The 16,861-nt window shown below is 40.0% G+C and carries 19 protein-coding genes; 6 read left to right on the top strand and 13 right to left on the bottom strand.

Going from position 1 to position 16,861, the window contains the following annotated elements; all coding sequences use genetic code 11:
* Positions 1-88 precede the first annotated feature (88 nt).
* From FO442_RS02675 to sucD, 6 genes are all read right to left on the bottom strand, one after another.
* Complete coding sequence (locus FO442_RS02675; protein ID WP_246073804.1) at positions 89-652, bottom strand: Maf family nucleotide pyrophosphatase; 564 nt, start codon at positions 650-652, stop codon at positions 89-91.
* A gap of 2 nt (positions 653-654) precedes the next feature.
* Positions 655-1,572, bottom strand: a complete 918-nt coding sequence (locus FO442_RS02670) for a geranylgeranylglycerol-phosphate geranylgeranyltransferase (RefSeq protein ID WP_186279847.1) — start codon at positions 1,570-1,572, stop codon at positions 655-657.
* 53 nt (positions 1,573-1,625) lie between these two features.
* Entirely contained in the window at positions 1,626-3,647 is a 2,022-nt protein-coding gene (locus FO442_RS02665) for an OmpA family protein (RefSeq protein WP_144331588.1), read from the bottom strand.
* 2 nt (positions 3,648-3,649) lie between these two features.
* Positions 3,650-4,264 carry a 7-carboxy-7-deazaguanine synthase QueE gene (locus tag FO442_RS02660; RefSeq protein ID WP_144331587.1) on the bottom strand — a complete coding sequence of 205 codons (615 nt, stop codon included), beginning with the start codon at positions 4,262-4,264 and terminating at the stop codon, positions 3,650-3,652.
* A gap of 80 nt (positions 4,265-4,344) precedes the next feature.
* Positions 4,345-5,286: an ion channel gene (locus FO442_RS02655; protein WP_144331586.1), complete on the bottom strand. Its 942-nt coding sequence runs from the start codon at positions 5,284-5,286 to the stop codon at positions 4,345-4,347.
* Between the two features lie 142 nt (positions 5,287-5,428).
* A complete protein-coding gene (sucD, locus tag FO442_RS02650; protein ID WP_144331585.1) occupies positions 5,429-6,307 on the bottom strand; it encodes a succinate--CoA ligase subunit alpha in 879 nt (292 codons plus the stop codon).
* Between the two features lie 281 nt (positions 6,308-6,588).
* On the opposite strand from sucD, the gene FO442_RS02645 reads away from it, so the two are divergent.
* Positions 6,589-7,485, top strand: coding sequence for a hypothetical protein (locus tag FO442_RS02645; protein WP_186279845.1), 897 nt, complete (start codon positions 6,589-6,591; stop codon positions 7,483-7,485).
* A 58-nt stretch (positions 7,486-7,543) separates the two neighbouring features.
* Positions 7,544-8,470 carry a hypothetical protein gene (locus tag FO442_RS02640; RefSeq protein WP_144331583.1) on the top strand — a complete coding sequence of 309 codons (927 nt, stop codon included), beginning with the start codon at positions 7,544-7,546 and terminating at the stop codon, positions 8,468-8,470.
* Here FO442_RS02640 and FO442_RS02635 read toward each other — a convergent pair.
* From FO442_RS02635 to FO442_RS02605, 7 genes are all read right to left on the bottom strand, one after another.
* The gene (locus tag FO442_RS02635; protein ID WP_144331582.1) at positions 8,436-8,891 is read right to left on the bottom strand and encodes an FKBP-type peptidyl-prolyl cis-trans isomerase; all 456 of its coding nucleotides are present in this window, start codon (positions 8,889-8,891) and stop codon (positions 8,436-8,438) included. The two genes, FO442_RS02640 and FO442_RS02635, sit on opposite strands and share 35 nt — an antisense overlap.
* A 1-nt stretch (position 8,892) precedes the next feature.
* Positions 8,893-9,738: a TraB/GumN family protein gene (locus FO442_RS02630; RefSeq protein ID WP_144331581.1), complete on the bottom strand. Its 846-nt coding sequence runs from the start codon at positions 9,736-9,738 to the stop codon at positions 8,893-8,895.
* A 1-nt stretch (position 9,739) separates the two neighbouring features.
* Entirely contained in the window at positions 9,740-10,456 is a 717-nt protein-coding gene (locus tag FO442_RS02625; protein ID WP_144331580.1) for a class I SAM-dependent methyltransferase, read from the bottom strand.
* 91 nt (positions 10,457-10,547) lie between these two features.
* Positions 10,548-11,087, bottom strand: coding sequence for a plasmid pRiA4b ORF-3 family protein (locus FO442_RS02620; protein WP_144331579.1), 540 nt, complete (start codon positions 11,085-11,087; stop codon positions 10,548-10,550).
* 92 nt (positions 11,088-11,179) lie between these two features.
* A complete protein-coding gene (locus FO442_RS02615) occupies positions 11,180-12,598 on the bottom strand; it encodes a CCA tRNA nucleotidyltransferase (RefSeq protein WP_144331578.1) in 1,419 nt (472 codons plus the stop codon).
* Between the two features lie 30 nt (positions 12,599-12,628).
* Entirely contained in the window at positions 12,629-13,186 is a 558-nt protein-coding gene (locus tag FO442_RS02610) for an L-threonylcarbamoyladenylate synthase (protein ID WP_144331577.1), read from the bottom strand.
* A 20-nt stretch (positions 13,187-13,206) separates the two neighbouring features.
* A complete protein-coding gene (locus FO442_RS02605) occupies positions 13,207-13,545 on the bottom strand; it encodes a winged helix-turn-helix transcriptional regulator (protein WP_144331576.1) in 339 nt (112 codons plus the stop codon).
* 233 nt (positions 13,546-13,778) lie between these two features.
* On the opposite strand from FO442_RS02605, the gene FO442_RS02600 reads away from it, so the two are divergent.
* From FO442_RS02600 to FO442_RS02585, 4 genes are all read left to right on the top strand, one after another.
* Positions 13,779-14,462 (top strand): response regulator transcription factor, encoded by a 684-nt coding sequence (locus tag FO442_RS02600; protein WP_144331575.1) that lies wholly within the window; start codon positions 13,779-13,781, stop codon positions 14,460-14,462.
* Positions 14,459-15,826: a HAMP domain-containing sensor histidine kinase gene (locus FO442_RS02595; protein ID WP_144331574.1), complete on the top strand. Its 1,368-nt coding sequence runs from the start codon at positions 14,459-14,461 to the stop codon at positions 15,824-15,826. Before FO442_RS02600 ends, FO442_RS02595 begins: the two co-directional genes overlap by 4 nt.
* Positions 15,827-15,919: 93 nt before the next feature.
* On the top strand, positions 15,920-16,402 hold the full coding sequence (locus FO442_RS02590) for an adenine nucleotide alpha hydrolase family protein (protein WP_144331573.1): 483 nt from the start codon (positions 15,920-15,922) through the stop codon (positions 16,400-16,402).
* The gene (locus FO442_RS02585; RefSeq protein WP_144331572.1) at positions 16,399-16,860 is read left to right on the top strand and encodes a hypothetical protein; all 462 of its coding nucleotides are present in this window, start codon (positions 16,399-16,401) and stop codon (positions 16,858-16,860) included. The genes FO442_RS02590 and FO442_RS02585 overlap by 4 nt, the downstream gene beginning before the upstream one ends.
* Position 16,861 lies beyond the last annotated feature (1 nt).

The following is a 16,861-nucleotide window of genomic DNA, read 5'->3' as shown; positions in this document are numbered from 1 at the left end:
ACGATCTGGTTTTAATGAACCGCGTTTTGGTTTGGACCGATGATTTTTTAAAACCCGTTTTGGAATCTCATTTTTGTTTCGATTTTTACTAAAGAAACTGCTGAATTTCCTTGTATAATCGATTGGTGGGCAATCCCATTACATTCGTATACGTACCTTCCATGCGTTTCACGGCAACATAACCGATCCATTCCTGAACACCGTATGAGCCGGCCTTGTCAAATGGCTTATATTGATTGATATAGAAGCTGATTTCCTCATCCGATAAATTTTCAAATTCCACTTCCGTTCGTTCCGAGAAAGAAGTATTCCTTGTTTTGGAACCGATAAAAACACCTGTAATTACCGTGTGTCTTTTCCCTGACAAACGACACAACATTCGATGTGCATCTTCAAAATCAAGTGGTTTTCCCAAAATTTCGCCATCTAAGATCACTACCGTGTCTGCGCAAATAACTGCTTCATGCTCACTCAAATCCGGGAGAAGTGCTTCTGCTTTTAATGTTGCCAGGAACTCCGGAACTTCTTCCGCAGGAAGCGAATCAGGATAAACTTCTTCGGTATCTTGTATCCGAACCTCGAATTCAACACCAATACCTGCCAAAAGTTCTTTTCTCCGGGGAGATTGAGAACCGAGGATCCATTTAAACATTTTCATAGAAAATACCAGTAAAACGGCATACAGCAGCCAATGAGCATCGTTATTTTTAAAATCAGGTCAATTTGCTTCAATCGCTTTTGTTCCGGCTTTTTCATCAGGAGTACACAGCAGAGTAACAACAAGATGTATATAATAAAAGAGGGACCCATGACACGAACGAAGGTTTGATTGAAAACAGAATATCCTTCGATTAAAAAAGGAAGGGAAATAAGAATGATTGCAACCAAACAAACCAATGAGATCCATTTTGCTTTGTTAACTCCCAAAACGATAGGAATTGTTTTTGCTTTTAATAATAAATCACCCTTCACATCTTCCATATCTTTTACAATTTCGCGAACGAGATTCAAACAGGATGCAAAAAATGCCAATGCGACAATGAAGAAAATTTTCAGGTTTAATTGAGAGATCCAATTCGCACCTTCTTTAAAATCACTCATAAAATTGGCACTTTGAAACGGAGTTGTCAAACCTAAAAAGTGAATTCCGCACAATAGGGGAACCAGCCCGGTTAGAGCTGCAATGAATAGATTCCCGATCAGGAATTTTCGTTTGAAATACATCGAATAAAACCAAAGGACATTGATACTTAATAAATGAATGAACACATACCAGAATGTTTCATACGCCCAGGTTAAATAACAGGCAATGGAAAATGCAACAAAGTTTAAGGTCCAATGCGAAACAATTGCCCAGCGGGGTTTGATGTGTTTTCCAACGATCAGTTTATCCGGTTTATTGATCCGGTCCGCTTTTACATCAAAATAGTCATTGATAATGTTTCCGGCTGCAGCAATTAATACAGTGGAAAATACCAACAGAAAATAATCCAATGCTTCGTGTGGATGTGATTTTTTTAGCAATACATCTTCTGAAAAGTAAGGAAGGAAAAATAGACGTATTCCGTACATTGTCAGGATAATGACAAGCAGATTGATTGGTCGTATGAGTCGAAAGAAATGCATTATTTCAAGATCTTATATTCTGTTCTGCGGTTTTCCTGGTGTGCCTTCTCTTTTTCGCTTTCTTTGGTCATTTTTGCGATTGCTTCGTCGGTAAAGATCGGTATGGATTCACCGTATCCTTTGGATGACAAGCGGGAGGTCTCAATTCCCTGCTCGATCAGATAATCCTTCACCGATTTCGCACGTGCTTCCGATAGCTTCAAGTTGTCTGCAGCGTCACCGCGTGTATCCGTATGTCCACCGATCTCAATTTTAATAGCCGGATTTGCTTTTAATAAGTCACGTAATTTATTCAATTCTACATACGATTCCGGACGAAGAGTTGCCTTTCCTAAATCGAAGAATACGTTACGTAATGCTGTTGCAGGTCCTGCCTCATCGATCGGATTCATAGGAACATCCATGTGGAAAGATTCCTGGTTGTCTGCCACAGTCATGTTAAAGTTTTGAGAGTAGAAGGTATATCCCGGATAACTTACGGATAAAGCATATTCTTCATTCAAAGGAAGCGACACAGTGAATGTTCCGTTTACCTGGTCAGCCTCCGATTTAATCACTTCAACCCCTGTTTTGATATTTACCAGGGAGAATTTTCCAGCAAGTGGCTTTTTAGTTACGGCATCGAATACTAATCCATCGAAGTAAAGGGTCTTCACCGGTCGGAATTTTTCCGGCATGACAAAATAGTAAATATCCAAATCACCAAAACCACCTTCCCGGTCAGAAGCAAAGAATGCGATTTCTCCGTCGGCGCTCACCAGTAAGGAATTTTCATCGGCGCTGGTATTGATCGGGTAGCCTAAATTTTCCGGTTTACCCCATTCGCCTTTTTCATTCATACGGGAGACAAAAATGTCCAGACCACCCATTCCCGGATGTCCCTGGGAAGAGAAGTACAGCGTTTTTCCATCGGGATGGATCAAAACAGATTCTTCCATATAGGGTGTATTGATTGTATTTGGCAAACGTACCGGCGTATCCCAGGAACCATCTTCTTTTAACGTTGAGAAATAAATGTCCGAGTCCGGTCTGCCGTTTCGGGACATGACTTTTCGTACAAAATAAAGCGTCTTTCCATCAGCGGATAACGATGGCTGCGATTCCCAGTTCCCGGTATTAATCGCCCCTGGAAGGTTTACCGGATCCACCCATTGATTTCCGAGTCGTTTGGTGTAAAACAAATCGCAACTTCCCTTTCCTTTCCGGTTTTCGCCATAGTTTATTCCACTTTCATCGGAACAAGCCACAAAAATCAGGTTTCGGCCGTCAGCACTGATTGTCGGAGCACCTTCATTATTAACAGTATTGATATTTTTGGGCATCGGTACAGCCGTTTCCCAGGTATTGAATGTACTCAAATTGGATACGTAAAAATCTTCCTGTTTTTGGTAAGATCCTTTGACCCGTTTGTCATCAATTAGGCGCGTAAACAAGAGTGTTTTACCATCAACAGTAATAGTTGGAAAATACTCCGGATCTTTTGTATTGACCCCCGGACCAAGGTTTACCGGTTTGAACTGAGTAGGATTTTTCATTGCTTCTATAGCAAACGAACAATCATCAATAAGTTGTTTTGCACGTGCAATGTTCTCCGGATGTGCACCTTTTGCCTGGGTGAATGTTGTCAGGCTCTTTACAGCATTTTCGTATTCACCTATCGTGTATTCCAATGTTCCAAGGTAGAAATAAACCGCTCCTCCGGAAGTTGGATTCGGGTTGATAGCAATTGCTTTCCGGTAATGTTCAATGGCTTTATATGGCTGATTCAGTTCTTCATACATTTCTGCTTCCACCATATGCGCTTCCCAGAAATTCGGATCTTTTTCCAATGCTTTTTCCAAAAGGGCGATTCCTGCGGCGTAATTGGGGCCATGTGTTTTCGGATCGACAGACTTACTTGGTTCCGCCCGGCCTTCTTCAAAAAGGGCAATTGCTTTTTTATTTTTGGAGGAGTAGGACATTTGTGCTGTTGAGCAAGAAGCGACAGCCAAAATGAAACAAGCCATTAAAAGGTTTTTCATGCTTAAGGTATTTCTAAGTATTTATGCGTTTGCAAAGAAATCTTCCATTTCGGATGATTTTTCACATACTCAATGATCGTCGGCAATAATTGTTCCCTTTTTGACCATTCCGGTTGCAAATAGAGCACGCAGTTTTCATTCACTTTATTGGAATGATCTTCTGCCCATGCCAAATCTGATTTGTGAAAGATAACAATTTTTAATTCGGAAGCTTTCGCATACGCTTCTTTAACGGGTGTTTTAAATTTTTTTGGAGAGAAGGTATACCAGTCGACATCTCCTGCCAATTCACTCGTTCCGGATGTTTCAATGGCTACATATTTCCCGATGGAATGCAGTGCATCCACTAAAACGGTCAAGTCGTACATGGCAGGTTCTCCACCGGTAATAACGACTAATTCTCCCGGAGATTGGGAAACGATGTTTTTTAATTCTTCCACGCTCATTTTCGGATGAATATCCGCATTCCAGGATTCTTTTACGTCACACCAAACACAACCCACATCACATCCACCCAATCGAATGAAATATGCCGAAGTTCCTGTATATTTTCCCTCACCCTGCAGCGTGTAGAAATGTTCCATAACCGGGTACAAAGTAGAACTGTATTGTGCCATACTTCAAAGGTAATTAAATTATCAATTAGCAATTATCAAGTGCGGGAAGGCTTGATAATTTAATCATTGCTCATTGATAATTAAGAAAGTACTTCCAAATCGCTGATCTCGTTTATGTTGAGAACGATGGTACCGCTTTCATCTGCACTGAAGTTCTTTTTGAATTTGACCCCTGTTGCCCATTGATGTTCAGCATAAGAGTGTTTGCGGATCACTGTTTGCGAATAAGTCTCATCAAATGCCTCAATAATGATAAACAGCTCTGCCAATTTCCCTCTTATTTCCGATAAAGTCAGGTCGTACAAGGGAGAATCATCATTGATGCTGTGGACTAAAGTCCAGGTTAAAGGAAAATAACGAACAAAATCCACCTCCAGGGGAAGTGAATAATACTGTCGCTTCATCATATTGGATTCCGAATCCTCATCGACTAAAGAAAGGTTGACATGCACTTTGGTATTTAAAAGTACACTGTTACGTTGATTCACGATTTTAAACATCAGTGCCATGTTATCCTTATGAGGAGTAATAATGACATTGTGGGAAAATGCAATTTTGGTGGAAGGCCGGGAGAACCGGCCGTAGATCAAACCGGTTGCAATGGCGAAAGCGATCAAACCTACGAAGGCTTCCATGGCTGCAACGAAGGAGGTTAAATTCCCGACAGGAGCAATTGCACCGTACCCGACGGTTGTGAACGTTTGAGCGCTAAAATAAAAAGCTGCAACGAATTCATTTTGGTTTGGATTGATCCCATGAAGGTGTTCGGTTCCGATCCAGCAATAGATCGCGGCAAAGAAAAGATTAGCAGCCAGGAAACTACCCACGAGAAAGAAACCGAATTTCCAGGCATTGAGATCAACCAGGAATTTGTAAAAATCCTTGAGCATCCGAATCGTTCCGACGCGTTTGATATTGTAAGATCCGTCTTCGTTCAAAATACGTTTGACGGACTTTTGATAAGCAGTACCTAAACCCGGGTCTTGTGATTCGTATTGTTTGTATTTGCGCTGTTTGTCCATGTTTGTAATCGAATGATAACTTGAAGGTAATTAATATGATGATTTTTTTGGACGTAATTTTGCAATATTACATCCACCTTTCAAAAAATAAAAAATCCCGACTCGTTTGAGAATCGGGATCTTGTAGTATTAATTAGAGCGATTACGCTGTAACTCCTAAAATTTCAGCCATTTTCGAACCGATGTGAGCAGGGGAGTCCACTACGTGAATTCCACACTCGCGCATGATTCGTTTTTTAGCTTCTGCGGTATCGTCATCACCACCAACGATTGCACCTGCGTGACCCATGGTACGTCCTTTCGGTGCTGTTTCACCGGCGATAAACCCAACAACAGGTTTGGTACCGTTTTCTTTGATCCAGCGAGCCGCGATTGCTTCCAGGCTACCACCAATCTCACCGATCATAATAATTCCTTCTGTTTCAGGATCGTTCATCAACAATTCCACTGCTTCTTTTGTCGTTGTTCCGATGATCGGATCTCCACCGATACCAATCGCGGTTGTGATTCCCAATCCTGCTTTCGCAACCTGATCTGCTGCTTCGTATGTCAATGTTCCGGATTTGGAAACGATACCGATTTTTCCTTTTTTGAAAACGAATCCAGGCATGATACCCACTTTCGCTTCACCGGCAGTAATTACACCCGGACAGTTTGGCCCGATCAAACGAGCACCTGTTCCTTTCAGGTATTCTTTTGCACGTACCATATCGTTTACAGGAATACCCTCGGTAATACACACGATCACTTTAATTCCTGCATTTGCTGCTTCCATAATGGCATCGGCTGCAAATGCCGGTGGAACGAAAATAATAGAAACATCAGCGCCGGTTTTAGCTACTGCATCAGCAACTGTATTGAAAACAGGACGATCCAGGTGATATGCACCTCCTTTTCCCGGAGTAACACCACCAACAACGTTTGTTCCATAATCAATCATTTGACCTGCATGGAAAGTACCTTCACTTCCTGTGAATCCTTGTACAATTACTTTAGAGTTTTTATTAACTAGAACACTCATGTTTGAGAATTTAGATTTCGTTTTTAAAATGCGATTCAAAAATAGCGGTTTCTTTTCGTTTTAACAATGTTTTGAGTGATTTTATGTTTCGAATTACTGCTTTTTTTACGAATTTTTGAAAACACATGAAAATGAGCTTTTTAGAGTTGTTTAAAGCTGCTTTTTTGTTAGTGATAAAGGTAAATCAGCGTTGTCTTTACTCCTTATTTGGGATCGGGCTTTTGATATTTAAACACAATAAATAAGCAATTACGCTGTTAATCAGTCATTAAAATTAATTTATGAAAATCTGCATAGTTTTATTATCGGTGTTAATGTCTGGAATTGTTTTTTCCCAGCAAGGCGATTCGTTGAATACCAAAAATCCCCGTTTTATTGTCAAGATGACACATGGAATGGCAAACAGCGTTGTATTTGATTTTACGCGATCTCAATGGGATAAAATGACTCCGGGCTTTGAGATTCCGGATTCTTTGACGACCGGATTTAACGGAGTTGAGATCAAGGATAATATCCATACGACTTCCAGCAATCAATATTATCTATTTTCTTTTTCACTGATAAACGGAGCAGCTAAACAACCCGGGCGTAAATTCCTGGCAACAACAACATTTCATTTAGGTTACGGGCCGGAGTTGCGAGCTGAAAATCGCTGGTATCACGAAGACAGGGAGATTATTGATACGCTGACATCCAGTCAAAACGGACAAGAGTATTATGTTTACGGAAACAGGAACCAAACGATCGCAAAAAGATATACTTCGAAAAGTATTGTATTTGGAGTAGGGGAGCATATTGCAACCAATCCCAATCGTTTGTTCCAATTTGAAACCGGATTTGATTTGCTGTGTATGCTGAGTATTGTTAGTGAGGTTAGGGCATCTTATTTAGATAGTTACCTCTTGGAAGGATTACCGAATGAAGGTCAGGGATATGCTTATCCGCAACCTTTACTGAATGAAACCAAGGCTCAAACATTTTCAAATAAACTTACTTCCGGGGTGATCATGCGAGTACCATTGGAAATGAGCTTTAAGTTATCCCGAAAAAGTCCGGTGGCAAGTCGTATGCGTTTAGGCGCAGAGCTGAATCCGGGATTGGCAACTGTTTTTACAGGAGGTTTGATTACTACTAATTTCAATATTACCGGAGGAATGAATTTCCGTTTTGCTTTTTAACTAATCTTAAGAAGAGATAGAGATTTAATTTCTAATTTTGGAGCATTGTAACCAACTAATGAAAACCTTTATCTCTTATGCGTTCCTGTTAATCACAGGAGTAAGCTTTTCTCAAAAACAAGATTCCATTAAGGGGAAAACAATTTCCTATGTTTTTAAAGCCGGTACCGGTGTCATCAACGCCAATAAAATTGCTTTTTCAGATGATACCTGGGATCAATTAACTCCGGGGTTCCAGATTCCTGATTCATTTCTGATAAACCCGAATGGCACGGATTATTTAGGAACAAAAGTGGATGATGGTTATACTTTGTTTTCCTTTTCTTTCGTGAATAACAAAGAAAAACGGGCCGGTAAAAATTTCAGGTTCTCCACTACCATTCATTTCGGGTATGGACCGGAAGCACAGGTTTCCAGGTACTGGTTTCATGAAATCAAAACCATTATTGACACTTTAAATTCCAGCCAAACCGGGAATCCCTATTATGTAATCGGTAATAGGAGACAAGATATCCAAAAATATTACCGAGTCAAGTCAACCATGATTGGTTTAGGAGAACGATTTGCATTAAGACCGGATAGGATTTTCCAGTTTGAGACCGGTTTGGACGTATATTTCTTGTTTGCAAAACCTTCAGTTGTTCAGTCTCAAATCAGGGATAATTATTATGTGGAGGGTGTGAACGAAAACAATTACCAGTCACCGGTTCCGACACCTGTCTTAAATGAAACACAAACCACGGATTATACCGCGAAAATGGCTAAAGGGTTGTTGGTATCCGTGCCTTTTGACATTAGCTTTGCTTTGTCAAAGAAAAATAGGTTCTTCAAAAGAGTCAGATTGGGATTGGAAGTGAATTATGGAATTGCTTTTCAATTTACACCAGGGAAAACGAGCTGTAATTACAGCAAAAACGGGGCATTGAATTTACGATATGAATTCTTTGAATTTAGAAGACCTTTTCAATCGAAATCTCAAAAATAAGAGTTGAATTGGATGGTATTTTATCTAAAGCGTCATCTCCGTATCCCAAATGCGGAGGAACTATCATGCGCAACTTTGTACCTGAAACATGGCCTAAGAGACCTAGCTGAAATCCACCGATCAATCCTTTTAAATTGGATTGAAGTGGTTTCCCAGGTTCTGTTTGGTCGAATTTGCTGCCGTTTGTAAGTGTTCCCTTGTAGGTTAATTCCACTTCACTTCCCGATTGGATTTTTTCTGTTCCGGTTCCTTTTTCCAGCACTTCAACGACCAAGCCTCCATCGAGAATTTCGTAATTCCAGTGATGCTTTTTGGCATATTGTTCCGCTTTTGAAACAAACCCGCTTTTTTCTTCTTCCGAATAAGTATTACAACTTAAAACAATCGAACCGGTGAGTAAAATAATTAATAAATTGCGCATATTAATATCGAACAGGTGTTACTTCATATCCTCTTTTTCGAAGTAATTCGATTACTCCGTTTGAACCTCCCAAATGTCCGGCACCGACTGCAAAAAAGCACGATTTAGCTTTCATCAATTCTTCCATTTTGGGAATCCAGTTGTGATTTCGTTTATCGAGTAGTTCCTCGGCAGAACTGCCCAGTTCATCGCTTTCCAGGATTAAATTGGCCAGACTTTCCAGGTCCTGCTGGTGGTAATAGTGAACCATTTTCTGAAAGTTTTCTTCCCCTTCCTGCGGATTCCGTACTGTTTCCATAATAAAACCTGCGAGTTCTCCGGGTGGGATTTTGTCAAAAATAGACAATTGGTACTCAACCGTTTCAAGCCCGCTTACTGGAATTTTATTTTGCTGGGCTTTGGACTCAATTTCCATATCAACCATCCGGACTTTTCCCGATATCATCTTCTGAAAACTCAATTGTAACAGGGTAAAGGGTTTTCTTTTTTCAAAGCCTTTTTCAAATTGGTCGGGTTTAATACCCAAAAGATTTGCACCCCAATTCAAGACCGAATCTTTTTGCTGCGGAGTAAAGATATCGAAACAGGAACCTGAATCGAGCAGCATGAGTTTCATGACGGAACTCTGGTTCGAAAGATTGGCGATTTCAAGAATCACTTCATCCGATTTGGAAATGATTTTATCCAATTTTCCAGGGAAATAATACAGCGAATCCGGGATCATATGGATTGTTCCAAAAAGGTAAGAAACTTTTTTGTCCTTGCTCTTTACCTGGTATAAAAGCGAGTTGCTTTGTCCGAAAACAAAACCGGATAAGAATACGAAGATCCAGGTGAGAAAGCGCATCTTATTTTTCGAGTGTTAATTCTGCCAGGTAATGATCGTCTTCTTCCAAAACACGAATAGCTTTCAATCCGACTTTCTTGGCCGCTTGAAAAAGATTGTCGAAATCCACATAAAGCCAGTCAAACCATGGTCCTTTTTGCTTTTTGTATTTCATTTGAAAGCGGAAGTTTCCGTAGTATTCCGTATTCAGATCCACCCAAAGTGCTCCGTCTTCATCTTCATACAGAGAATGAATGTCCGAAGAATCACATAAAATCTTTCCTCCCGGATTTAACAAGGATTTTGCGTGCTCCAGGGTTTTTTCCAAATTGGACAGTTTTCCTGCAATTCCGATTCCGTTCATAAGCATGAGAATCGTATCGTATTTCCGATCTTTTAATGAGAAAAAGTTGATACGCTCTGCATTCAGATCGTTGCTTTTCAAATATTCTACGGCTCCCTCTGAAATGTCAATGCAATCTACTTTGAATCCGAGATCCTGTAAGTAAGTCGCATGAATCCCAGCTCCGGCTCCTACATCCAAAACGTGACCGCGTGCCAACGAAAGCGCTTTTTGCTCAATTTGTGGCATTTCATCGTGTTTTCGGAAAAGGACTTCCAATGGAATGATATCGTCTTCACAAATATTGGAGGAAACAATGATATCTTCCGGGCGTCTTTTGTCTGCGTATTCTTTGATTGCTGCCCCGATCGGATCGCCGTATTTTTTTTCGTTCATTTTTCTAGACTGTAGGACTCAAGACAATAGACTTAAGACAAATTGACAGTGAAACTGTCTTTAGTCTTTGGTCTTATGTCTATTAGTCTTGTTAATAATCGTATTCTTCGTAACCGGATAAATCATCTTCGTCATACCCATCTCCGAAATCTTCGTCAAATTCGTTGAAGTCTTCGTCTTCCTCTTCTCCGAAAAAAGCATCGTCCTGGATCATTTTTGAATCTTCGGGAGGAGCCGTTCCAACCGCTAATGCAATTTTTGGATTATCTAATGTTTCATTCGTACGTTCCTGTAATTCGATCAAAAAGATCCACATGCGAAGGAAATCGTAAACCAGAATAATTTTCTGATCCGGTACTTCCATGAAATCAGCCAGCTTTGCTTCAGACATCACGCTTGTTATTTCAGGATCCTCATCGGAGTAACTCATATCCATCAAACTGATCTCATGACCTTTGTCCCATTCATCATTCGACATAAAGAACGAACCGATCTCCTGTCCCTCAAAATTGAAGGAATTCAATATAACCCGATAGAAAGATTCAAAGTTGTCATCCTCATTGATCAGAATATCTCTGAATATTTCCTGATCTTTTTCGGAATCTAATAACACGCGAAATTTTAGCGCCATGCAGTTGTTTTTTTTACAAAGATAAGTTTTAATGCAGAATGTAGAATTAAGAATGCAGAGACATTTTGCTCTTAATGCTACATTCTTAATTCCTAATTGACTTTCAATCCCAGTTCTTCACCGATTTGCAGCATCAATTTTTTTGCCGTTTCAAAATCATTCGGAATTTCTCCTTCCAGAATGGCTTCCTTGATCCGGGTTTTAATGACTCCGATTTCACCGCATGGTCCGATATTGAAGGTCGACATGATCAATTCTCCGGAAATTGGCGGCTGGAAGTTCCTGACATGATCTTTTTCTTCTACTGCTTTTAATTTTTCAACAACCAGTTCGAAATTCTTTTTGTATTTCTTGACTTTAAACTCATTTTTCGAGGTGATATCTGCATTGCATAAGGTCATCAAATCGTCAATATCGTCGCCCGCTTCAAACAATAAACGTCTTACGGCTGAATCGGTCACATTACTTTTAACCAATGAAATAGGTCTTAGATGAAGCCGAACCAGTTTTTGGACGTATTTCATTTTATGGTCTAAAGGCAACCTTAATCGCGCAAAGATCTTCGGAACCATTCTTGCTCCCAACTCTTCGTGTCCGTGAAATGTCCAGCCAACTTGTGCATCGAATTTCTTGGTCGGCGGTTTGGCAATATCATGCAGAATAGCACTCCAACGCAGCCATAAATTATCGGAATGATGTGCAACGTTGTCCAACACTTCCAGCGTATGATAGAAATTATCCTTATGACTTTTTCCATCCCTGGTTTCAACTCCATGGAGGGCGATCATTTCAGGAAAGAATTGGTGAAGTAATTTGGTGGAGTTCAATAATTCAAATCCCCTGGAAGGCTTTTCAGCCAGGATAATCTTATTCAATTCATCCATGATGCGCTCTTTTGAAATGATTTCCAGCCTAGAGGCATTTTCAAGGATTGATTTCAAACTGTTGATTTCAATTTGAAAATCAAGTTGCGTGGCAAACCGGATAGCCCGCATCATGCGCAATGGATCATCCGAATACGTGGTATCCGGGTCGAGTGGTGTTCGAAGAATTCCTTTTTCCAAATCAGACAAACCATTGAAGGGATCGATCAGGTTGCCGAAAGTTGCTTCACGCAAATCCAATGCAAGTGCATTGATGGTAAAGTCCCGTCTTTTTTGATCGTCACTCAATGTCCCGTCTTCAACTATGGGTTTCCTGGAATCTCTCTGGTATGATTCTTTTCGTGCACCGACAAACTCGACATCCAGGTCTTTGTAATTAAACTGTGCCGTCCCGAAATTCTTAAAAAGATTGACTTTTTTTACACGCAACTTTTCTCCCGCTGCTTGTGCCAATTCCATTCCATTGCCCACAACTACAATGTCAATGTCCTTGGATGTCCGATCCAATAATAAGTCACGTACAAACCCTCCGATCACATAAGCTTCCAAGCCTTTTTCGGAAATAATCTGAGAAACAACCTTAAAAACAGGGTGTTTGAGTTTGTGTGCGAAATTTTCTGTTTGCATGCGGGTGCAAAGTTACTGAATTTAGAATAATCAGCTTCTGATAACCTGAATGGAACTGTCCAACCCAATTTTAATGATTTGCGAAGGACTGGAAAGCAGTTCATCTGTTCTTAATTCCAAAATGGCATCCACGCGGTCTTTAATTTGGGGATCAATGCTGCTGAAATTGGTTGGAAATGGTTTTCCGGAAATATTTGCTGAAGTAGAAACCAGGGGCTTGCGGATACCTCGGATCAATGAAAGACAAACAGGATCTTTTGTGAGCCGAATTCCAACGGAACCGTCCTGAGCTAAAACACTGGGAGCCAATCCTTGGGCATTCGGATATATAATGGTTAAGGGTTTATCAGACAAATCAACCAAATCATAACACACATCCGGAAATTCAGGAATGTACTTTTCGATCATTTGAAAGCTATCTGCCAAAAGAATAAAACTTTTGTTTTCCGGTCGCTTCTTAATCTCAAGAATTCGTTGACATGCTGCTTCATTCGTAGCATCGCAACCGATTCCCCAAATGGTATCAGTAGGGTAAAGTATCGTTTTGCCTGCTTGGAGGGCTTCAATGATCGTTGGATCGAGAACCATGAATTGAATTTTTCGCAAAGTTAATCCAGAAGACTCAAATGATAGGCTTTTTTAGGTTTGAAATCGAATAATGTTTCCAGTTTTCGATACATTTCTATTTGTTCTTGCGTGATTTCGACGCAAAGTGAGTGAGGGAAATAGCTGACATTGATCAAGCCTGCGTCCCAAAGCTTTGTTAAATGATCATGAATAGTCGATTTGGACAAATGAAGCCTTTCTGTTAATTCCCTGTTGGTTAGTTGAGGATTTTTGATGAGTAATTCAATCATTTTAACTCTGCATGGATGCGCAATAGCCCTTCCTACAAGAGAAATTGAAATTTGTTTTGGGGTGTAATCAAGAGGTTTTAATGTTGGCATAACTTGTTGTTAATTAATTAAATAAAGGTGTTTTTTATTTAAGTTAATAAAAATGATGATCTGGAAAAAGTTTTTTTGGAAATAATGAAATACGGGAATTTGGAAATTCGGGTGTTCCCAAAGATACGAACAGATTTATTTTTAATTATTTGATTTTTAATTGTTTAATGTTTTGTCTGGCGCTTATTTCGATCAATTCTTTTTTCTTAATTTTATCATCCAATCGGATTTCTGTGAAAAAAATATTGATAATTGAAGATGATCCCCAAATCAGTGCGCTGGTTCAAAAAGGTTTAGCCGAAGAAAATTTCAATACGAAAGTTGCCAATAACGGACTGAAGGGATTGGACGAGTTTCATTTTTGGAATCCGGATCTGATTATTCTGGATATTATGCTTCCCGGATTGAATGGGATTCAGGTTTGCTCAAAGATCAGAGAAACCAGCCAGGTGCCGATTTTAATGCTTACGGCACTGGGAACTCCCGAAAATGTTGCGATTGGATTAGATTCCGGAGCTGATGATTATTTACCCAAACCATTCAAGTTCATTGAGTTGAATGCACGGGTCCGATCACTGCTCAGAAGAATTGAAAGCCAGGTTTCAAATACGCATATGCTCTTTCAGTTTGATGATTTGGTTATGGATGATGATCGAAAAACAGTTACGCGAAATGGAAATCCCGTGAGTCTCACTTCAACCGAATACCGCTTATTATTGCTCTTTATTATGAATCCCGGAAAGGTGTTTTCCCGCATTGATATCCTGGAAGATGTTTGGGGAGTCGATTTTGAATCCGGGACAAATGTCGTGGACGTGTATGTTAATTACCTTCGTAAGAAACTCACGCAGTTCGGCGGATCTAAACTGATCCATACCGTGATCGGAATGGGGTATGTAATGCGCGAGGAAGAATGAAAATCCGTACCCGCATTATTTGGCTGTTGAGCAGCACATTTGCCGTGTTGGTGTTCCTTTTCGGCGCGATAGTGTATGTCTTGTCTTCCAATTATGTGTTCAATGATTTTTACGATAGGTTAGAAACACGAACAAATACAACGATCCGAATAGAACTGGATCATCGCGGAGACAAAGAGTTTGTAAAAGAATTCAAACAGGAATACCTGGAAAAACTTCCCGACGAGAAAAGTATTGTGGTGGAATTGGATGAGTTGGGAAACCCAATTCTGAATAGCAAACAGGCGAAAGATGATGCCCGTTTCATTCAGAAGGTAATACAACATAAAAATGCGCAGGAAAGGAAGGGAAATCTCCTGAAATATGGAAAATGCTATGTTTCAAAACAGGGGAGAAAGTACGTTGTCTATACAACTGCCCGGAACATGTACTACACAAAGTATAAAAATTACCTGGGTGGCTTGCTCATTTCCCTGTTTTTTTCAGCAGTGTTTTTAATTATTATGGTTTCCCTATGGCTTTCAAAGCGACTGATCAAACCTATTAGTGATTTGAGTACAAGTGTACATACTATCGGAACGGAAAATTTGCATTTCAGAATTGAAAATAAGCAGGAGGGCGATGAACTGGGGGAACTGATTCGGACAATGAACAATATGCTGGACCGCCTGGAGACCAGTTTTGAGACCCAAAACAATTTTATAAGCAATGCTTCACACGAGTTAAATACACCGCTTACAAGTATTATTGGGCAAGCGGATTTAATGCTGAGTAAAGACCGGAGTACGGAAGAATACAAAACGGCATTAAACCGCATTTTGGAAGAAGCAGAGAAATTAAATAAGAAAACCAAAGCATTATTGTTTCTGGCTCAAACGGGCTTTGATGGCAAAAAAATGACCATTGAAAGTTTGCGGGTCGATGAGCTTATTTTTGAAACAATAGAAACGGTGAATCGGATTATTCCGGGAAATAGGATCCGGTTTGATTTCGGAAGTTTGCCCGAGAACCTAGACGTACTGGAAGTAAAAGGGAATTCACAATTGCTCCAGTTGGCCTTATCCAATGTACTTTTAAATGCCAGTAAATACTCTGAAAACCAGGAAGTAAGAATTTACCTGACATACAGTAAGGAAAGCATTTCTATTCATGTTCAGGATCATGGAATCGGAATTCCTCCCCAGGATTTGGGGCATATTTACGATCCGTTCTTTCGGGCTTCCAACACGACATCTTTTGAAGGTTACGGAATCGGGTTACCTCTTACACGAAACATTATGCGTCAGCATAAAGGTAAGATCATTGTACATTCGGAAGAAGAAAAAGGTACCTTGGTAAGTCTTGTCATTCCCTATAATTCTTAAAGAAACGTTAAAACTGAAATTCTAATCCCGTTTTAATCCGGTTCTTATCCCGTCCTTATACGCGCCCGCTAACTTTGTTCAAAACAAATAAAGATGGGAACAACAATTCTGATACCGACAGACTTTAAAGAGTCTTCATTGGAACCACTTAAAGCATTACTTCAATTTCAAACGGAAGATTCGATAAATGTACTCTTAGTGCATGGGATCTATCTTTCCAATTCGGTTTCGGACCTGCTTTTTTTTGATCAGAGTGATTTGAAAATTGAAATGGCCGGAAAGGAATTTTTGAAAAAACTATACGATTTGGAAAAAGAACTGGGACCAAAGGTAGCCTCCATTCAAATCGTTTTCTTCAGCGGATTTACTCAAAGCTCGTTTGAACAGTTTACCGAAACCAATAAGATCGACCGGATTATCATTCCGTATGAATTAAGGTTCGACTGGTCTCACAAAAAGAGCATGGATGTGATCCCGTTTTTACACAAATCAAAAATCAAAAAACAGCTGATTGCCTGGGATACGAATCAGTATTCCAATAAGTCCAACAAAACGTATATAACCGCTTTAACATGAAACGGAAATTAGTGCTGTCAGCATGTCTTGTAGTAATCACCCTGAGTTCATTCGGATATTACGTATTCAGTCATTCCGATTACCCGGAAGTGGCTATTGTGGGAGAATGGAGGGAAGTTTCATGGGTCTATGACAGGAACAATCTGGACGAGAAGGTGAAGCAGGAAATTGGTTCGGATGAACGGGTAGATATTGCGAATCATCTGGTCATTCACGAGTTTGAAAACTGGACTTTCAGAAAGGATTACAGTATCAAATTACACGAGCGTTCGGGGAAAGAACATTTCGCAAAATGGCGTTTGAAAGACCGGGGAAGAATTCTGACCCTGCTCAATGATGATGAGACGGTTGAGGTTTATTCGGTTGAATCCTTAAAAAAAAATGAATTGGTTCTTCATTTCGACACGGATGTGCATGCACGCGGAATAGTGAAGATTACACTCAAAAAAATAAAGTAGT

Origin of the sequence: Fluviicola chungangensis (assembly GCF_007558725.1) — a bacterium.
GTDB classification, from domain to species: domain Bacteria; phylum Bacteroidota; class Bacteroidia; order Flavobacteriales_D; family Crocinitomicaceae; genus Fluviicola; species Fluviicola chungangensis.
The sequence above is the reverse complement of the archived record's forward strand: the minus strand, read 5'-3'. Positions and strand labels throughout refer to the sequence as shown.

Coding starts and splice junctions, on each gene's coding strand:
- FO442_RS02630 (WP_144331581.1), bottom strand. CDS start 9,738: ATGCGCTTTCTCACCTGGATCTTCGTATTCTTATCCGGTTTTGTTTTC.
- FO442_RS02595 (WP_144331574.1), top strand. CDS start 14,459: ATGAAAATCCGTACCCGCATTATTTGGCTGTTGAGCAGCACATTTGCC.
- FO442_RS02620 (WP_144331579.1), bottom strand. CDS start 11,087: ATGGCGCTAAAATTTCGCGTGTTATTAGATTCCGAAAAAGATCAGGAA.
- FO442_RS02610 (WP_144331577.1), bottom strand. CDS start 13,186: ATGGTTCTCGATCCAACGATCATTGAAGCCCTCCAAGCAGGCAAAACG.
- FO442_RS02590 (WP_144331573.1), top strand. CDS start 15,920: ATGGGAACAACAATTCTGATACCGACAGACTTTAAAGAGTCTTCATTG.
- FO442_RS02655 (WP_144331586.1), bottom strand. CDS start 5,286: ATGGACAAACAGCGCAAATACAAACAATACGAATCACAAGACCCGGGT.
- FO442_RS02640 (WP_144331583.1), top strand. CDS start 7,544: ATGAAAACCTTTATCTCTTATGCGTTCCTGTTAATCACAGGAGTAAGC.
- sucD (WP_144331585.1), bottom strand. CDS start 6,307: ATGAGTGTTCTAGTTAATAAAAACTCTAAAGTAATTGTACAAGGATTC.
- FO442_RS02675 (WP_246073804.1), bottom strand. CDS start 652: ATGTTTAAATGGATCCTCGGTTCTCAATCTCCCCGGAGAAAAGAACTT.
- FO442_RS02585 (WP_144331572.1), top strand. CDS start 16,399: ATGAAACGGAAATTAGTGCTGTCAGCATGTCTTGTAGTAATCACCCTG.
- FO442_RS02660 (WP_144331587.1), bottom strand. CDS start 4,264: ATGGCACAATACAGTTCTACTTTGTACCCGGTTATGGAACATTTCTAC.
- FO442_RS02615 (WP_144331578.1), bottom strand. CDS start 12,598: ATGCAAACAGAAAATTTCGCACACAAACTCAAACACCCTGTTTTTAAG.
- FO442_RS02645 (WP_186279845.1), top strand. CDS start 6,589: ATGAAAATCTGCATAGTTTTATTATCGGTGTTAATGTCTGGAATTGTT.
- FO442_RS02625 (WP_144331580.1), bottom strand. CDS start 10,456: ATGAACGAAAAAAAATACGGCGATCCGATCGGGGCAGCAATCAAAGAA.
- FO442_RS02670 (WP_186279847.1), bottom strand. CDS start 1,572: ATGTACGGAATACGTCTATTTTTCCTTCCTTACTTTTCAGAAGATGTA.
- FO442_RS02605 (WP_144331576.1), bottom strand. CDS start 13,545: ATGCCAACATTAAAACCTCTTGATTACACCCCAAAACAAATTTCAATT.
- FO442_RS02635 (WP_144331582.1), bottom strand. CDS start 8,891: ATGCGCAATTTATTAATTATTTTACTCACCGGTTCGATTGTTTTAAGT.
- FO442_RS02665 (WP_144331588.1), bottom strand. CDS start 3,647: ATGAAAAACCTTTTAATGGCTTGTTTCATTTTGGCTGTCGCTTCTTGC.